Consider the following 18438-nt stretch of genomic DNA (forward strand, 5'->3'; position numbering starts at 1 on the left):
TCAATTAACCGAGCACTGTGAGCAATTTGTCTTTCTCTTTCACAGATGCATCCTTCGTGCCTACTACATCCAGATAATTGGACGTGTTCGTAATAATAATCGGTGTAACCGTCTCGTATCCGGCATCCTTGATCGCTTGCAGATCAAATTCCATGATCAGATCGCCTACATTAACGCGGTCGCCATCTTTTACATGAGCTGTGAAATGCTGACCTTTCAATTGCACCGTATCCTGTCCGATATGAATCAGCATCTCAACGCCATCATCGGTTACCAGCCCAATGGCATGTTTCGTACGATACACAGTTTGCACAACTCCATTAATCGGGGATACCACTCTGCCGCTGGTTGGGCGGATGGCTATCCCTTTACCCATATGCTCTCCGGCAAATGTAACGTCGTTGATCTCTTTCAGTTCAACCACTTCACCAGCCATGGGGCTGAAAATTTCATATCTGTTGTTCGGGTTTGGATCAAGTACAGGTGTTGGCGCTGGTGTGGAAACTTTTTCAACTGGATCTTTGAAGCCAAAAACAAATGTCAGAATAAAACCGAGTATAAAAGCTATTACTGTGGCTACAATCGTCATATAAAACGATGAATCAATACCAGTTGCCTTATTTACAAAGCTTGGATATCCAAAAACGCCAAGCCCACCAATCAAGTAAAATTTCGAACCTGCCAGTCCCAAAATTGCTCCACCGATACCTCCGGCAATACAACTCATAATAAATGGTTTTTTGAGCGGCAAGGTTACTCCATAAATTGCCGGCTCGGTCACACCGAAGATTCCGGAAATAAAGGCTGGAACACTTAGTGATTTCAATTTTGTATTTTTGGTTTTAAGTAATACAGCCAGAACTGCACCGATTTGAGCAAAAGAAGCTGCGAACGACATTGCAAGAACAGGATCTGCACCCAATGTGCTAATATTAAGCAACGCAACTGGAACCAAGCCCCAGTGCAGACCGAACAGTACAAACACTTGCCAGAAACCACCAATAACCAACCCTGTAATCATCGGACTGAGTTCATAGATACCAGTAGCTCCTGCACCAATCAGTTGTCCAGCCCAAGTTGAGATTGGACCAATCACGAGGAATGTCGCTGGTACGATTACCAAAAGAGTGAAGAATGGTACAAGGAAATTCCTTACAACCGAAGGGATCACTCGTTTGAAAAACTTCTCGATTTTCACGGCGAAGAACGTTGCCACGATGATCGGAATAACTGATGAAGAATAATTCATTAGGATGACAGGGATACCCAAGAACGTAATGTGTATCGGTGATTCAAACAACGTTCCAGCAAACAAGGTGTATAACGGATCTCCCGAACTTAGGCCGGAAAGAGTAGGATAAACAAGCGTTGCCCCAATAGCCATACCCAAAAATGGCGTTCCGCCAAATTTTTTGATCGCCGTATAACCAAGGAATACCGGGAAGAAGTAGAACAGACAGTCACCTGTTGCATTTAACAAATGGTACGTTCCTGATGTATCGGCTATCCAACCAAAGGATAAAAACATGGCTGTAAAACCTTTAATCATCCCTGTTGCTGCGAGCAGACCGAGCAGCGGTGTGAAGACACCAGAGATCATGTCGATAAACCGACTGAACAAACTTCCCTTGTTACCTGAATCTTCCTGTTCTTCTGCAACCTGTCCCTCAGCAGGCAGATTACCTGCTTTTACAACGGCTTTATATACATCCGGCACTTCATTGCCGATTACGACCTGATATTGTCCGCCACTCTGCATTACGGTAATAACCCCTGGCAGATTTTTAAGTTCTTCCGTTTTGGCTGCGCTTTCATCTTTGAGTTTAAAACGTAATCTGGTTACGCAATGGAATACACTGTTTACGTTTTTAGCTCCACCTACACCAGACAAAATGTCTTTGGCCAGTTGATCATAGTTGCTCATTGTAATTCTCCCTCTCTAAGTAGACTCCCGATGCTTGTGAAACAAAGAAAACCTGAACTACTGAACATACACAACGTGCCGGATCATCCGGAAACAAGTCATGTTATTCAGCAATTCAGGTTTTGCCCTTAACGGTTGCAACCCTGTAAGGCTGTACACAGCGATATTCGGTTGTTATACCTAACAACTTCATCTTAAAGTAAGTTGCAACCAATCTTTGTGACCTAGGGTGGTCGGCATTGCCTGATTGAACAGTTACAAGCCGATTAGTGAATGCGCTTACTTTATGAGTTCATAATAGTATACCTTTTGATCTTTTGCAAGCGCTTTTTTTCGAATCCCCATTTTGTCTTGTTTTCACTCTGAAGTGGCATGCACCACTCGCTCAATATGGATGGTTAAATACATTAATTCTTCGTTAGTCAGTTGATACGTGTAGTTATTTTCAATGAATTTTTTAATTTTCTCCGAGCACTTGTGTGCCTCAGGATACTTCTTCTGGATCATATTAAACAACTCTTCATCGTTGTTGCTCTTGTAATGCTTGCCCTTGACCAGCCGTTGAGCAAAAAATTTGAGATGGGTCACAAATCGATAATAGTTCAGTGCGTTTTCGTCAAAGTCCATTTTAAAATGATATTTGATAATTGTCAGAATTTCCTGCATAACCTGCGTCATGCTTCGGATGTTAGGCATCTCTTCGTTTAGAGCCGCATTTACAAAATGAAGGGCCATAAACCCCGCTTCATCTTCCGGTAGAATCACACCAAACTGATCACAAATCATGTTCAACGCTTCAAGTCCCACTTCATACTCATCTTTGTAGAGCTGCTTGGTTTCCCACAGCAATCCATTACGGATCGGCATATTGTTACGGTAACGCTCGATCGCAAAATGGATATGATCCGTCAGATGAAGATAGATGCTCTCGTTAAGCTTTTTTCCCAGCTTCAGCTTGGCATAGGCAATGATCTCCTCAGACACTTTCATGTACTCCAGCGGTATGCTCGCGATTAATGCCTTGAAATTTTCCTGAATATCTTCATTTTGTAAAGTAAAGATCTTATCAATAAGCTGCTCCGACACCTCATCGCCTGCTCGCTTCTGAAATGCGATCCCCCGGCCAATAACGATGACTTCCCGTTCGTCCTTGATCGCAACTACAGCATTATTGTTTAACACCTTCTCGATTTTCACTTTATCCACTCCAATATACAGAAAAAGGCAAACCGTACCTTCCAAGAGGTCATTGGCCTTGCCCATTTCACTTCAATGTTAACGATATGTGCGTTCATGGTATTACATTTTTCTACAATGTGCAACAAGAAAATTGGTGATGCTAAGGCTTACAAACCACTATCTGATTTCTATATTAATTCGTTGGTTTGCTTTGTATTTTTTCATTCAATTAGTATCAAACTGGATCGTTCTAAATCCTCTTTAATACTGCTCCTATAGCATGACGCCATGTGCCAGTAATTATACTGACTCTTCAAAGAAATCGTTGCAGATTCGCAATCCCATCCACCATCAAAGCGATCTTCCAAACTTCCATCTTGCTTGTATCAATGATTGTATTCTTTGTTTTTCAGAAATTTTCCTACGTAATTTCAATCCAGAGAAGCTTGCATTTCTTCACTAATAATCCAGCTAACAATCTCATCTTGAAGCATGTGAAATTTGGATCAAAAGTAAGCCAAAAAAGCCCCCATAAGAGAGGACCGTATGTGTCCGAATAATGAATAATGAGATATAAAACTCACGCAAAATCATTTGGTTCTCTTTCTCGTGGCTGCCTTTCATCACCATCAACTATTCTTTTTACTTTCCTTCTCCAGCTCTGCTTCAATTCTCCGGTTAATGATCTTTAACTGATCCGAATCCAAGTGTTCAACATCAGTTAACTGTTTATCCATCGTGTACTCTTGCGCATCTCCCTTGTTCATCAGTCCTAGATGATGCTTTATGGCACGAATATCCTCACGCATATTCCTCGTCTGGCGATAATTGTCTGCAACGAGTGCAAATATAATGGCACCAGCCAGAATCGTCCCGTAAGGAAACAGAAGACACAGAACCAGTCCTACGACTAAAACCAACATCATATACATGCTTTATTCGCCCCTTTCAATTACAGGTTGAATCGTTCTTGGATCAGCTGCGCAACTTCTGTTGCACTCCTATGCGTGTTATTGATCCGAATATAATGCTCGTGCGTAATTTCTCCGGGCTCGGAGTTCAATCGATATTTTTCCATGCTCGAAAGCAGATCCTGCTCGGACCATTCGACATTACGCTTCGTTGCTTTGTGAAGCAGCCGATGTGGACTCTTGTTTCGCTCCAGTCGTTCTGCAGAATCAGCCTCCAGTTCCACATAACATACCTGTGCGCCTCTGGACTCAAATAATTGGCTTATTTGGCGAATGTATTCCCAATCTTGTTGCATATCGAATGCCCACACAAATGTAAAAATCAAACCGGGAAGCTCGCTCTTCGCCACTTCTTCAAAAATCTCCTGACGGAACAGATTAACAAGTCTCTTTCCTGAAGGTGTGCCGTAACTGAAATAAGGGGATACCAATTCGATTGTCATATGATTGTGAAATAATTTGAGATTGGTTATTTTCTCCAATTCCTGTCCAACTGTCATTTTCCCCACAGCTTGTGGACCAAAAATAATAATGAATTTCATTCTATTCCTCCTGCCTCATACATGTATTCCATTACTTGAATTTTATGGACATTATTCATCATAACTCCTGCTCGACAAATAAAAAAGAGATTTCAAGGGACCCACTGAACGTTCAGGGCCTGAAATCTCCTATTTTGCATCTCATTATTCTTCTGTTTTTACATTATACTCCGAAACTAACGTCCGATCAGAACCCAACCCCACTTCATTTGTCGCAGTCCCAGAGCAATCGCCCAAGAGAGCACAATCGCCACAATATAAGAAAGTATAATGCCAAGGCTGAAATGGGGGGCGAACTCCACCGTCAGTTCTCGTCTCCAGAACAGCAGCACTAACGGATGAATCAAAAAGATACCGAATGCCACTGTCCCCAAAGAGTCCAAGATGCGAGTTGCCCGATGGGTCCCATCCTGTTTCCATCCGCCGATTCGCTCACATATCATCAGCAAGAGCAAACAGGCCGAAAGGGTAAATAAATTACGAAAAAGAAACAGCAGTGTATAGGTTAGTGCCGGTAATTCGGCAAAAGCCGTTTTTACATAAGTATTACCATAAATAAAGACAGCTCCTCCGCTCAACAATGCAGCGATCAGCGCATAACGGTAGGAGAACAGTTTCTTCAATGCCGCATCAAAGTTTAGTCCAATCCAAGCACCGAATCCAATCACGATCAGGTAACTGGGCAGCAAACTCCCCAACCGGGTGAAATGAAACTGCAAATGCAACGCGTAAAAAACAGCCTGAGCCGCAATAAAGAACAACGGTACATATTTATTAAATATACGATAGCGTGTAAGCGAGAGAAGCATTGGAAAGACCACATAAAATTGCAAAATAATCAGAAAAAAATATAAGTGCGTGTGCGCTGTACCGGTTAATAATTGCTCTGAAAACTGCTTCACATGTTCCAACGGGGCTTTACCTGCTAGCAGCTGTTTGATCGTGAAATAAATGAATGACCAGGCCAGGTAAGGTACAAAAATATAAAATAATCGTTTTTTATAAAAAGCGGGCATCCAGCCCTTTTCCTTCATTTTGGAGCTGTAATTGTAGAACAACACCAAGGAAGACAGGAACAGAAATGCCGGGACGGCGAATTGCAGAAAGCTGTTCCAAAAATAATAAAAATCATGATCCAGCGTGTGCTTGGGATAATGTGCAACTGCCGTTGAAGTCGCATGAATGGCGACAACGGCCATGATGGCAAAAGCACGATAAAGATCCAGATACTCAATACGCCGGGGCCGATAAACCGGTTGATTCATAATAAAACCTCACTTATGCCTGATGGGATGATAGTTTCCGGCCGCAAATCCAGATTCCAATCTCTATTTTAATCAGCACGCGAGGTGATTACAATCATGATCCATATTATTTTTGTGAAAATTCACCAATATTCATCATTTTTCGACACGCTGTTAGACCCAATTACCGGACCGAAATACAGGCTCTTTCGTACCATCTGAGAGTTCCCCAACGATATCCAGATGTGCTGAACCAATCATAAAATCGACATGTACTTGACTTGAATTCATTCCGTTCAGCATTTTTTCTTCTTCCGTCATGTCCGTCCCACCCTCCAGACAAAACGGATACGCATTGTCCAAAGCCAGATGGCAGGATGCATTTTCGTCAAAAAGAGAATTGTAGAAAATCCGGTTTTCCGTTTTTAAATGTTAACGAGAAGTCCTGAACGAGGTATCCTTCGTAGCTTAATGGCTTTGTACTTCGCACTGTTCCGTTAATTCCTTCTTTCAAGGGAACTGTCCATATTTCTTCTGAAGGGATATTCGCCAGAAAAGAAATGCCTTTCTCATTGATGTTATCCGCGTCACTGACCCAACGATGTTTGGGAGACAAGTCAATTCGTAGATCTGTACCAGGCCCAATGTAATGGAGTGTCCGATGTAAAAGATCAGGATTCGGAGCAATAATAGTCAAGAAGGCTGCATTATTGGCGGCAAAACTCTCCCATCCTATAGCTTTGAACGCCGGGAACTCATGAAAGGCCGCGTCTGGTGCATGTTCATACTTGATTCGTGTAATCTCGTCGTCTTCCCATTCTACATGAACATTATGGGCGCCAGCCTGATATGCCTTTATTACAACCAGCCGAACAAACTCGACTGCTGATACGGGTGCGGTTATAACCAGGGTTTGGCCAACTTGCAGATTCACTCCAACATTTACAGCGAGGGTGGCATATCGCATTAGCTTTTCGGTAAAATCAACCATTATTCCCCACCTCCTTATAACCATTATTCGAGAAAAGATGTTTTACCCCTCTGTTAGTTCAATAAGATTAATTACAAATTTCGGATGGACCGTATTTTTCCAAACAGCAAAAAGAGGGCCTGCATGTATGCAGATCCTCCTCCGTGCTCCATGGTACTATACTATAACATGCTGCTTCCATGTTCAGATGACTCTATAGAACATAGATCAAACGCTCTCAGTCTGTTCAGGTTGCTGTGCATCCGTTTCTTTCTCGGATACAGCAGCCAGATACGTAAATTGGTAGCTCCCTGATCCGAGAGCAATTCGTACACCGTTTTCCTGCGTTTGAATGTCATGAAAATCCTTTACTTGGTCCACTGGTTTTCCGTTCTCCAGAACCGTTTGTATCACAGCCCCAGGAAGAAGGATCATGCCCGTCGCATTGGCAGGAATGGTTACACGAACCTCCAGCTCGTTATTCTCACGACGATACCAGCTTGATCCAACAGGCCCATACATCGTTTCCAGACTCGCTTCCACCCACTCCAGTCCAGGTCCGGGTTTGGGCTCAATGTGTACAACACGGAAGCCAGGCTCCTGTTCATCTGTGTTAATGCCCGCAACATAACGATATAACCATTCGCCAATGGCGCCGTATGCATAATGATTGAATGAATTCATGTCCGCACTCCATAGGCTGCCGTCCTCCTTGATTCCATCCCAATGCTCCCAAACCGTTGTCGCCCCTTGTGTCACTTGATACAACCAGGATGGATAATCCTCCTGAAAAAGTAGCGTATAGGCCAGCTCATGATGTCCTGTATCACTTAATACCGGATTCAGATAAGGGGTTCCCACAAACCCGGTCGTAAGATGATTTCCTGCGTCTGCAACCAGTTTACCCAGTTGATCGATAGCACGTTTCCGTGCCTTGGAGTCCAATAAGTCAAAATGCAAAGCAAGTACATGCGCGGTTTGTGTGGGCACTGCAAGTTTACCCGCAGGTGTCACAAATTCTTCTTGGAACGCGGCAACGATGTGGTCATGCAGTTTATCGTAATACAATGCGTCTTCTGAATGCCCCAACACCTCAGCTGCTTTACGTGTTAATGAGACGGAATATGCATAAAATGCTGTCGCGACGTAATCCTTGTCCGTAGCACCAATGTAACTATCCGGTTTGGAGTCCAGACCCAACCAATCTCCGAAATGGAAACCTGTATTCCACAGGTATGGATTCTCCCCTTGAGCATGAATGTAATTGATCCAGCGTTTCATGCTGTCATACTGCTCAGCCAACAACCTGACATCCCCGTACATCTCATAAATCGTCCAGGGACAGATGACCGCGGCATCACCCCAGGCGGCAGAAGAATGACTGGTGTCTCCCCATCCCTCTGACGTCGAGCTCCTCAGATCAGGAACAAAAAAAGGAATTCCTCCATCTTCCCCCTGATCGGCTTCCAGGTCCCGCAGCCATTTGGTAAAGAACGGTGCCGTGTTCATCAGATAGGAGGCCGTACGAACAAACATTTGTGCGTCGCCTGTCCAGCCAAGACGTTCATCCCGCTGCGGACAGTCGGTTGGGACATCTAGAAAATTCCCTTTTTGTCCCCATAAAATATTGTGATGAAGCTGATTGACCAGCGGACTGGAACACGAGAAGTTTCCGGTTCGTTCCATATTGGAATGCAGCACCACGCCTGTAAAATCAGTTAACTGGACTTGATCCGGGAAGCCAATCAGCTTCACATATCGGAACCCCTGAAACGTAAAGTGCGGCTCATAAGTTTCCAGTTCACCGCCTTTTAACGTGTAGCGAATACACTGGGTTGCACCACGCAAATTGTCAATATAGAAGTTGCCCTCATGATCCAGAATCTCCGCATGCCGCAACTCAACCGTGTGACCCGATTCACCCTGAATGCTGAATCTAACCCAGCCGACCATATTCTGCCCCATGTCCAGCACACGATCACCTTGCGGGGTTGTTAGTAAAGCGATAGGTTTCAACTGCTCTGCTTGGGTAACCGACACATTCTCCTGGGCAACAATAATGCCTTTGGTGTAATCCAGTACATCAACCGGCGACCACTTCCCTGTAGGTCCATCTATCCAGCTCGACTCCATCCGGGCATCGTACGTCTCTCCCATATAGATATCAGACATGCGTATAGCACTTGTGGCAACCTTCCAGTCGGAATTGGAGAGAATATGTTCTACCGAACCGTCCGCATAACGAATATGAAGCTCCAGCAGCAATGCAGCATCCGTACCAAAGATTTTCTGCTCTTTGTTCCACCCCAAGTGTCCTCTGTACCAACCATCTCCGAGATAAGCACCGAGGATGTTCTCACCGTGTCGCAGCATATCCGTGACATCATAAACCTGATATTGCAACCGTTTCCCATAACTGGTCCAGCCTGGAGTGAAATAGTCTTGGCCGACTCTTTGATCATTCAAATGCAGCTCATATAACCCCAGTGCCGTCACATATATTCTGGCAGAGGTTACCGACTTTTGCAGGTCAAACAACCTGCGAAAGCGAGGGCAGGATACATCGTTCTCCCCATCCAAAGGAGCGGTGATCCAATCCGCCTTCCATGCACTCTTGCTCTCCATAAACCCCATCTCAAAGAAGGCTGTATCAGACCAGCTCGACTCATCACCCGCAGCATCCCAGGCACGAATTCGATAGTGATAGCGGGTCCGTGCATTGGGCAGCCACTGGTCCAGTTCAACATGAATGGACTGATCGGAGTTTATTTTGCCGGAATCCCATTCGATCTGCTCATTATTCCCGGTTAAGGATAATTGAATCTGGTATGCCGACTGTACACAGTTCCGTCGATCAGACTGCAGCTTCCAGCTTAATCTGGGGGATTTCATATCCAGTCCAATCGGATTTATTCTATACTCACAACGCAGATGGCTAACCGTCAACATCAGAGAAACATCCCTTTCCATCGTGGTTTCCAAAACAGGCTTACGCTATAATTATATTGATTCTGTCATCGAAAATACCCGGCAATGAAGACTGTTTAACCCGGTTATTCGGTCATGTAAGCGAGGAGGCGAACCTGTGAATCCATCCATCCAACTTTTCAAGAGTGAATCCTTTTTGCAAAATAACCTGAAGCTCTTCGTAAACCGTTGCTCCGAAAATTTCGATCTACCTTTTCATGCTCACGATTTCGTTGAATATAGCTATGTTGCAGAGGGTAAGGGCTTTCATCATATTGGAAAAGATATCGTTCCCGTTCACAAAGGCATGCTTTTTGTGATTCCCGTCGGCGTGCCTCACGTCTTTCGTCCGGCAACTTCGAACGCCTCTGAACATCCGTTAATTCTATATAATTGTCTTTTTAATTCGGAGCTGATTCTAACACTATCCGTCATCATACAAGAATCAGAGATTGGAGATCATTTGACCCATTTGGTTCATAATGAGATTCCTTATGTATCCATTACAGATGCCGGTCTACGCATTGAGGAGCTTATGGTGAAGCTATACCGCGAATCTTCCGTTCCTGGGATCGGATCATCCACCATGTTATACACACTTGTTAGCCAGCTGGTCGTGACAACCTATCGTCAGCTGCATCAGAAAATCCATGATGAACAGGGTCCGCCAACCGATTTTGAGCATATTCTCCACTACCTTGACCAGCATATCAGCGAACGAATACGCCTGAATGATCTGGTCAGGTTCTCCGGGTGGAGTGAAAAGCATATTGGAAGAATGTTTCTTCGTCATACCGGGCAGACGTTTGGTTCGTATCTTCAGCATCTGCGCATACAAAAAAGCTGTGAGCTCTTAAAGCATTCACAGCAGAAGGTCAGCCTAATTGCGGAATATGTTGGTTACCGGGATGTCGATTCGTTTCATGCGGTATTCAAAAGAATTACGGGTGAGACCCCACGAATGTACCGCAAAAAGTCCAGGGCATGATGCTCTGGACTGGACAGCGAGGAGCGTTTCTTAGTTTCTTATACCTTCACCGTTTGCAAAAGGTCATCTATGTATTCCTTGGCACCTTTCCAGGATGACATTAAGGGAAACCGATACTGCTCCCGTTCATTCACATTCCATGGATGGGGGATACAGATCACTTTTTTGCCGTCATTCAGCGCCGGAATGAGATTATGTGCTCCATCGTCAATTAACAGATCGAAGCCGAGCAGATTTTTCCTTTTACACGTAATAAACTGTTCCGCAGATATAAAAGGCATATGCCGCTGAAGCCAGTTCCATTTCTCCACAACCGTTCTCGGTTCCGCAGCCGTCACAACAATAACATCATAGGCCTCATTCAGCTTTTTCATCTCTTCTACAACATACTCGTCGTACACTTCCAACTCCTCAAACAGACCCGGCCGACCATAAAATACATCATGGGTGCTGTCCGGATGGCGCAGGTGGGTGGTATCCCAGTGGATCATATCCTCATAACGCAGCGGATGGGTTGGGAAGTTGATGTTGTTATGATAAATCGCTCGCTGCACCAGATGACATATCGTGTCATCCATATCTACAGCAATAATAGGTTTTCTCATGATTATCCCTCCCCAATACGAACACAGTATATCACTCCTGGGTGCCATGAAGCCATCCTTTTAGGTTCTAGTCCGATGATCAGTTCAAGCCATAAGACAAAAAGGCGCCCCTGCGCCGCAACAGTTGCTGCACCCGGAGCCGCCTTTGTGAATTAATCCAAATCTTCACCGTTTGTCGCAATGACCTTTTGATACCAGCCAAAGCTCTTTTTCTTGAACCGATCTAACGTGCCTTGTCCATTGTCGTCCTGATCCACATAGATCACACCGTAACGCTTGGACATTTCCGAAGTGGACGCACTGATGATATCAATCGCACCCCAGTTGGTGTAACCCATAAGGTCTACCCCATCCATGACTGCTTCTTTCATTTGTGTAATATGTTTTCTCAGATAATCAATCCGATAATCATCATTAATGGAACCATCGGCCTCCACCGTATCTTTGGCACCGAGTCCGTTTTCCACAACAAACAACGGCAGTTGGTAACGGTCATACAACTCTTTTAACGCCACACGCAGCCCAATTGGGTCAAGCTGCCAACCCCATTCTGTACGCTCCAGGTTCGGGTTCTTAATCGTGCTATACAGGTTGCCTCCAGTTACCCCATATTCCTCGGGATTCACTGCGGATACCAGGGAAGTGTAGTAACTGAACGAGATGAAATCAACGGTATGCTCTTTCATAATCGCTTCGTCTTCTGGTTCCATTACAATGGAAATGCCATGCTCAGCCCAATAACGAGCCATGAAGGTTGGATAACTGCCTCGCACCTGTACATCAGTATGCAGCAGGTTCAGCTGGTTATCGATCTGAGCTTGCAATACGTCCTCCGGTTTCGACGTTGCCGGGTAGTGAATCATGCGTGCAAGCATACAGCCAATCTGGAAGTCCGGGTTAATCTGACGCGCTTTCTGCGTTACCAGACTGCTGGCAACAAACTGATGGTGAAGTGCTTGATAGGAAGCTTGCATCACGTTATCGACACGATCTTCAATGATGCCTCCACCCGTGAATGGCTCAATAATGGTTGTGTTGATCTCATTAAACGTCAGCCAGTATTTCACCTTGTCTTTGTAGCGATTCATTACGGTCTCGGCGTATCTTACAAAATGTCCGATGACTTCCCGGCCTGCCCAGCCATTGTACTTCAGCACCAGTGACATCGGCATTTCATAGTGGGAGAGCGTCACGAGAGGTTCTATGTTATGCTTGCGCAATTCGTCGAACACTTCATCATAGAAGCGCAGCCCTTCTTCATTTGGCTCGGCATCATACCCGTTCGGAAAAATACGCGGCCAGTTGATGGAAAGACGGAATGTCTTGAAGCCAAGCTCGGCGAATAACGCAATGTCCTCTTTGAAGCGGTGATAGAAATCAATACCATAACGCTTCGGGTACCCCTTCGCACTGTGGTGTGCCATCGCTTTCTCAACCGTTGCAGTGGTCACGTGCATCAATTCTCTAAGGTTGGTGTAATCCTTCTTCTCAAAATAAGGAACCATATCCGCCGTGGACCATCCTTTGCCCCCTGCATCAAATCCACCTTCGGCCTGGTTGGCGGCAATTGCGCCGCCCCACAGAAAACCTTCTGGAAACCCTTGTCGATTGATCATGCATATCTCTCCTCTTCTTATTGATGTCGTCTTAAGTTCGTCTTAAGACTTTAAATTTCAGCTTTCAATACTTCTTCACCCGTCGTAATTGCACCCAATTTCACAGGCAGAACCTGCTTGTAATCTGCTGTATTCGTAACGACCATGGCCGTTGTAATGTCATATTCCTTGGCAATTTGTTCAAGTTCAAACGTGAGTAATTTATCTCCGGCCTGTACACGTGCTCCCGTAGCGATATGAGCTTCAAAATACTGACCGCGCAGTTTCACGGTATTGATCCCAACATGGATTAGAAGTTCCATTCCGTTATCGCTGCGGACCACGATTGCATGTTTCGTTTTGAACACATTCATGATGGTACCTGTAACTGGTGACACCAGTTCGCCTACCGTTGGAACAAATGCCACACCTTTGCCCATCAATTCATCGCCAAACGTTGGATCATTGACTTCTTTAAGTGCGATCGCTTTACCCGTCATCGGTGCAACGGCTACCGCATCACTTGTTGGTGTTGGAGCACCCAGATCGTCCACGTTCACGGTTGCAGCATGGCTGGAAGGTGCTGCCGCTGGTGCTGTAGAAGCGCCTGGTGAGAATTGAGCCAACGCCTCCGCGTCGCCCTCTTCTTCCTTGATCCCGAACACAGTAGACATAATGGCACCCACTACAAAGGCGAGAATCATACCACCAAAGGAATACCAGAAGGTTTGTCCGATCAGGGATGGCAGACCTGGAAGACCACCGTTACCTGCAAGCACGTAAGCTTTGGCTCCAAAAGCAAGAGCGAATCCGCCACCTACTGCACTACCAATCATGGCAGCGGCAAATGGTTTTTTGTATTTCATGTTAACACCGTACATAGCTGGCTCAGTTACACCCATCAGAGCTGTAAAGCTGGTGGACAATGCGACGGTTTTAAGTTTTTTATCTTTTGCACGGAAGAATACACCCAACGTCGCTCCGGCCTGGCCCATATTGGAGATGAACGTCAGTGGCAAGAACTTATCGAATCCCAGTGTAGCAATATTGCTCAGGATGATCGGCACAAGTGCATAGTGCATTCCTGTCATAATAATGAGCGCCATCGCGCCGCCCAGAACAATACCTGCAATCAATCCGCCTTCATTCAGCAGCCAGTTGATACCGCCAGACAATCCGCTACCTACAAAAGTACCCAATGGACCAATTGCAATCAGCGTTACCGGAACCATTACAAGCAAGGTAATCAGTGGCACAAGCAATAGCTTGAGCGCAGCAGGGATAACACGGTCAACCCATTTTTCAACATAGGACATCAACCATACAGCGAGTAAAATCGGAATAACCGATGAGGCATAACTGACAGCCGTTACCGGAATGCCAATAAACGCAACCGATTCTCCGCTGGAGAGCAATGCGCCCATATCGGGATACATCAGCGCCGTACCTAGCGCAATGGCAACAAACGGATTACTGCCGAATTTGCGAGCGGCACTAACTGCGATCAACAGCGGAAGGAAATAGAAAACCCCATCCCCTATGGCGGAAAGGATACGGTACGTATCCGTGCCAGCTGACATCCACTCAAGGGATACGAATAATGCAAGCAGCCCCTTGAGCATACCAGCAGCTGTAATCGCTGGAAGCATGGGTGCGAAGACACCCGCAATCGTCTCAAAAATATTGAGAATAACATTTTTATTTTTTTCCGGTTTAGGCTGTTTATTTTCTGTACTTTGCTGTATTGCCGGATGTTCCTTCACCATGGCATCAAATACTTTGGACACATCATTGCCGATAATCACCTGGAATTGATCCCCTGAGATATTCGTTCCCATGACTTTATCCAGCTTCTTGAGTGAGTTATTATCCACTTTATCGTTATTTTTCAGATCAAATCTCAGTCGTGTGACGCAATGATATACCGAGTTGATATTGTTGGTTCCCCCAACGGCTTTGATGATTTCCTGTGCCGTTTCCTGATGTTTCATAATCGTTTCCTCCTCATTTTTCCAATAAAAAATACCCGAACAAATAGCCACGTCTTCTACGTGTCATTCATTCGGGTATTGCCTGATTGAACAGTAACAAGCCCATTTGATATTTAGTTAGATCCTGGTTCATGTTCTGATATTTCATTGGTCACGCTTCGGTTTCATTAACCTCTCCAGATGAAGCGTCAGATACAACTGTTCCGAATGCGTCATATCATACTGATAGTTCTTATGGATAAACGTCTCAATCTTACCGATACATTTGAAGGTTTCGGGATAGTTTTTCCGTACGACCTCGTATAAATACTCTTCTGCATCGTCATGTGACGAATGCGTAATCACTCTTTGGCAGAAATACTTCAAATGAGTAATGAAACGGAAATAGTTGACGCTATCTTCATCCAATTCGACATTGAAGTGATATTTGATAATGTTCATGATCTCCTGAAGCAGCTGCATCAAATGAGTGACATCGTTCATGGAGTCATTGACTTCCGCATTGATGAAATGCAGTGCTATGTTGCATATTTCATCCTTCGGGAACTCAACATCCAGTCTTTCCTTGAGCAAAGTGAGCGCTTCCCGGGCCACGTCGAACTCGGCCTTGTAGAAATGCTGCACTTCCCAGGAGAGCGGATTGCGTGTAATCATTCCCTTTTCCAGACGCTGGACAGCAAAATGAATGTGATCCGACAGTGAGACATAAATTCCGTCACTGATGGTTTTGTTCAATTGCGTACGTGCCAATGTCACGATATCATCTGTCGCCTGCAGGATTTCAATCGGCACTTCGGTTACAATGGACTTGAATTTTTCATAGATCGATGCATCCTGAAGCCGGAATACTTTCTCAATCCGTTCTTCATCAATCTCATCGCCTGCCTTGAACTTAAACCCGATACCCCGGCCGAGGATCAGCAGTTCCTGATTTTTGTCATCCACGGTACTGACAATATTGTTATTAAATATCTGTTTAATAATCATGTTGGACCCACCTGTTTTATTTGAGGATTAAAAAAAGGGCAAAACCAAAATAGAAATAATAAATCATTTCCATCGTGGTTTTGCCCGCATTACCGGTAACAAGCCTCGGGAATAATCTATCACAACCTGAAAACGGTGTCAATAGGAAAGCGATGTTTGAGTTTATATGGTTATGCAACATTTTACTTTTAGGTTACATTGAATGATATGTAATCATTGATATTTAATAATATGACCTAAACTAAACAGGAGGATTCACTTTGAGAAAAATCACTTCAATCACCGCTGCCATTGCTTCTATGACCCTCTTTTTATCTGCGCCGCTCACCATGGCCGCAAAATCCAATGACCTCTCGTTGATAGAGTATCGCGAGTCTGCTGACCACCTCCCTACAGTCAGATCTATATTTGGTATTGAGCTAAAAGGTTATTCCGTTCGTATCCAAGAAAACGTATACACCTTCACGAAAAAAGGAGCCACAACGCTTATCGGTAAAATCAATAAAAATGGTGCATTTTATTCATTTGAAGCCATTCCTTCAAAAGGGGAAAGAAACTAACTTACATAATAAAAAACAGGCGGCTTGAACTCCGAATTCCATAACATTGAGCCGTTTTATTAGGATATAAACCACTCAAGTCATTCCGTGCTTAAGTACAATTGCAAAAGAAATGCCCCCCTCTGTGACGACAGTCTGTTTGATCCTGTCATCATAGAGGGGCGCAGCTATCATCATTGCTGGAACGTCACGTTAATCTGTACAATCTCTGAACGACTGCTTGTGCGAATTGGAGGCCCCCAGAAGCCAAATCCGGAAGTTACGATGGAGTGCATGGAGCCCTTTTGCAAATAACCCCAATCATTCTCGTAGATGGCCTTAGTAATAAACTGCGCGGGTGCGATCTGACCGCGATGGGTATGACCAGACACAACCAAGTCTATATGGTTTTGCTCAGCAATATCCAGATCATACGGCTGATGATCCATCATAATTACCGGTTGCTTCAAATCGGTACCTTGCATCAGTGCAGCCACCTCTGCCCGGTCCTTTTCTGTCCGGTCTTTGCGCCCAATCAGGGTAATCTTGTCCTTCAGAACAATTTTGTCATCATACAGCACTTGCATATTACTCTTCTCCAGAGCGGCAATCAGATCCTCGATCGGTCCGTCGAATTTATCATGATTACCGAGTGAAGCATAAACTCCATACGGAGCCTGAATGTTGCTGATAATATCCGCAATCCCACTCTTGAGATACATATCCAGATTGTCATCGATAATATCCCCAGGATAGAGTACCAGATCGGGCTTCAGTGCATTAATTTCTTCCACCATGCGTCTAGCGTGAGCAGGGCCGGAAAGAAGGCCAAAGTGCATATCCGCAGCCATGACAATGTTGAGGCTGTCGAGGCCTTCCACTTTTTTATCCATCTGAATGTTGTATTGCCTAACGACTGGACTATAGGCATTATAGACACCATACCCCAGCGTGGAGAGCAGCAGCACAAGTGTAACCATACCTGCCCATTTATGAGCATGATGTCTTGGAATACGAGTCAGTCTAAGCAACCAAAGGGTTAGATGAACCACCGGCAGAATCAATAACAGCAACGAAAAGATCGCAAGCCAGTAAGAACCAATAATACTTAGGAAGGAAATACTTCCAAACAGTCTTGCCAGTATGAATGAGACAGCAAGAAACACTAATGCAACGATGTAGAACCACCGAAATCTCGCAGATACAACCGGCTTCATCCAGCTCCATCCGCTCCAGCCTATGTAAAACACTAATAAACCGTACACTACCAAAAACAAGATGCCTGCAAGTACGAACATACTTCCGTTAACCTCCACGTCAATAAGTTGATTGCTGAATTTTCTCCAACATGAATTCCAGTCCATCTGGACAAGTATAACGCAGTTGAAGGGGTCAGGACATCGGTTTCCATTCCTTAGATGCGTACATTTTATTACAATTTGGGACACTTAAATTCCAAATAAAAAAACATTCCTGCTCACGCTCATGATTGGCTAACATCATGAACATGCACAGGAATGCGATATGATCTCGGATTACATATTACTCGTTCGTGTCCATCCATTGGAAGTGGAATGAACCTTCTTTGTCCACACGTTGGAACGTATGAGCGCCGAAGTAATCACGTTGTGCTTGCAACAGGTTTGCAGGCAAACGCTCTGTGCGGTAGCTGTCATAATAGGACAACGCGCTGGAGAATCCAGGAACCGGAATGCCTTGGGTTACGGCAGCTGCAACAACTTCACGCCATGCGCCTTGGTAGGATTCAACTATATTTTGGAAATACGGGTCCAGAAGCAGGTTTTTCAGTGCTGCATCTTTGTCATACGCTTCTTTAATGTTTTGCAGGAACTGTGAACGGATGATGCAACCTCCGCGGAAAATCATGGCGATGTTGCCGTATTTCAGATCCCAGCCGTACTCATCGGAAGCTGCG

The 18438-nt window shown here is 44.8% G+C and carries 13 protein-coding genes and 2 pseudogenes; 2 read left to right on the forward strand and 13 right to left on the reverse strand.

The window, feature by feature from the left end:
- Positions 1-4: 4 nt before the first annotated feature.
- The 7 genes and pseudogenes from PPA03S_RS27605 to PPA03S_RS27635 form a co-directional block, all read right to left on the reverse strand.
- Entirely contained in the window at positions 5-1924 is a 1920-nt protein-coding gene (locus tag PPA03S_RS27605; protein ID WP_062328327.1) for a beta-glucoside-specific PTS transporter subunit IIABC, read from the reverse strand.
- Positions 1925-2281: 357 nt separating this feature from the next.
- A complete protein-coding gene (gene licT, locus PPA03S_RS27610; protein WP_062328383.1) occupies positions 2282-3121 on the reverse strand; it encodes a BglG family transcription antiterminator LicT in 840 nt (279 codons plus the stop codon).
- 611 nt (positions 3122-3732) lie between these two features.
- A complete protein-coding gene (locus PPA03S_RS27615; protein ID WP_062328332.1) occupies positions 3733-4035 on the reverse strand; it encodes a hypothetical protein in 303 nt (100 codons plus the stop codon).
- Positions 4036-4055: 20 nt separating this feature from the next.
- Positions 4056-4616, reverse strand: a complete 561-nt coding sequence (locus PPA03S_RS27620; protein ID WP_062328335.1) for a DEAD/DEAH box helicase family protein — start codon at positions 4614-4616, stop codon at positions 4056-4058.
- 176 nt (positions 4617-4792) lie between these two features.
- The gene (locus PPA03S_RS27625) at positions 4793-5881 is read right to left on the reverse strand and encodes an acyltransferase (RefSeq protein ID WP_062328338.1); all 1089 of its coding nucleotides are present in this window, start codon (positions 5879-5881) and stop codon (positions 4793-4795) included.
- Positions 5882-6034: 153 nt separating this feature from the next.
- A pseudogene (locus tag PPA03S_RS27630) lies at positions 6035-6875 on the reverse strand (aminopeptidase).
- Between the two features lie 183 nt (positions 6876-7058).
- Positions 7059-9779: an alpha-L-rhamnosidase gene (locus tag PPA03S_RS27635; protein ID WP_062328344.1), complete on the reverse strand. Its 2721-nt coding sequence runs from the start codon at positions 9777-9779 to the stop codon at positions 7059-7061.
- 136 nt (positions 9780-9915) lie between these two features.
- Here PPA03S_RS27635 and PPA03S_RS27640 point away from each other — a divergent pair, with 136 nt between their 5' ends.
- Positions 9916-10785, forward strand: a complete 870-nt coding sequence (locus PPA03S_RS27640; protein WP_062328347.1) for an AraC family transcriptional regulator — start codon at positions 9916-9918, stop codon at positions 10783-10785.
- Positions 10786-10823: 38 nt separating this feature from the next.
- On the opposite strand, the gene PPA03S_RS27645 is transcribed toward PPA03S_RS27640, so the two are convergent.
- The 4 genes from PPA03S_RS27645 to licT (PPA03S_RS27660) all read right to left on the reverse strand — a co-directional run bounded on the left by PPA03S_RS27645 (position 10824) and on the right by licT (PPA03S_RS27660) (position 15963).
- Positions 10824-11390 (reverse strand): 5' nucleotidase, NT5C type, encoded by a 567-nt coding sequence (locus PPA03S_RS27645; protein WP_062328350.1) that lies wholly within the window; start codon positions 11388-11390, stop codon positions 10824-10826.
- Between the two features lie 152 nt (positions 11391-11542).
- Positions 11543-13006, reverse strand: coding sequence for a glycoside hydrolase family 1 protein (locus PPA03S_RS27650; protein WP_062328353.1), 1464 nt, complete (start codon positions 13004-13006; stop codon positions 11543-11545).
- 50 nt (positions 13007-13056) lie between these two features.
- A complete protein-coding gene (locus PPA03S_RS27655; RefSeq protein ID WP_062328356.1) occupies positions 13057-14976 on the reverse strand; it encodes a beta-glucoside-specific PTS transporter subunit IIABC in 1920 nt (639 codons plus the stop codon).
- Positions 14977-15120: 144 nt separating this feature from the next.
- The gene (gene licT / locus PPA03S_RS27660; protein WP_062328359.1) at positions 15121-15963 is read right to left on the reverse strand and encodes a BglG family transcription antiterminator LicT; all 843 of its coding nucleotides are present in this window, start codon (positions 15961-15963) and stop codon (positions 15121-15123) included.
- Positions 15964-16223: 260 nt separating this feature from the next.
- Here licT (PPA03S_RS27660) and PPA03S_RS27665 point away from each other — a divergent pair, with 260 nt between their 5' ends.
- Entirely contained in the window at positions 16224-16523 is a 300-nt protein-coding gene (locus tag PPA03S_RS27665) for a hypothetical protein (RefSeq protein ID WP_062328362.1), read from the forward strand.
- Between the two features lie 173 nt (positions 16524-16696).
- Here the strand turns inward: PPA03S_RS27665 and PPA03S_RS27670 are convergent, their stop codons facing one another.
- Positions 16697-17800, reverse strand: coding sequence for a metallophosphoesterase (locus tag PPA03S_RS27670; protein ID WP_062328365.1), 1104 nt, complete (start codon positions 17798-17800; stop codon positions 16697-16699).
- A gap of 244 nt (positions 17801-18044) precedes the next feature.
- Positions 18045-18438, reverse strand: a pseudogene (locus PPA03S_RS27675) (NADP-dependent phosphogluconate dehydrogenase); the annotation flags it as partial.

The sequence above is a fragment of the Paenibacillus pabuli NBRC 13638 genome, from assembly GCF_001514495.1.
GTDB lineage: Bacteria > Bacillota > Bacilli > Paenibacillales > Paenibacillaceae > Paenibacillus > Paenibacillus pabuli.

Excerpts from the sequence above, each read along its gene's own strand:
- PPA03S_RS27645 (WP_062328350.1), bottom strand. The coding sequence starts at position 11,390 with ATGAGAAAACCTATTATTGCTGTAGATATGGATGACACGATATGTCAT.
- PPA03S_RS27620 (WP_062328335.1), bottom strand. The coding sequence starts at position 4,616 with ATGAAATTCATTATTATTTTTGGTCCACAAGCTGTGGGGAAAATGACA.
- PPA03S_RS27615 (WP_062328332.1), bottom strand. The coding sequence starts at position 4,035 with ATGTATATGATGTTGGTTTTAGTCGTAGGACTGGTTCTGTGTCTTCTG.
- PPA03S_RS27605 (WP_062328327.1), bottom strand. The coding sequence starts at position 1,924 with ATGAGCAACTATGATCAACTGGCCAAAGACATTTTGTCTGGTGTAGGT.
- PPA03S_RS27625 (WP_062328338.1), bottom strand. The coding sequence starts at position 5,881 with ATGAATCAACCGGTTTATCGGCCCCGGCGTATTGAGTATCTGGATCTT.
- PPA03S_RS27655 (WP_062328356.1), bottom strand. The coding sequence starts at position 14,976 with ATGAAACATCAGGAAACGGCACAGGAAATCATCAAAGCCGTTGGGGGA.
- PPA03S_RS27635 (WP_062328344.1), bottom strand. The coding sequence starts at position 9,779 with ATGTTGACGGTTAGCCATCTGCGTTGTGAGTATAGAATAAATCCGATT.
- PPA03S_RS27670 (WP_062328365.1), bottom strand. The coding sequence starts at position 17,800 with ATGTTCGTACTTGCAGGCATCTTGTTTTTGGTAGTGTACGGTTTATTA.
- licT (WP_062328359.1), bottom strand. The coding sequence starts at position 15,963 with ATGATTATTAAACAGATATTTAATAACAATATTGTCAGTACCGTGGAT.
- PPA03S_RS27650 (WP_062328353.1), bottom strand. The coding sequence starts at position 13,006 with ATGATCAATCGACAAGGGTTTCCAGAAGGTTTTCTGTGGGGCGGCGCA.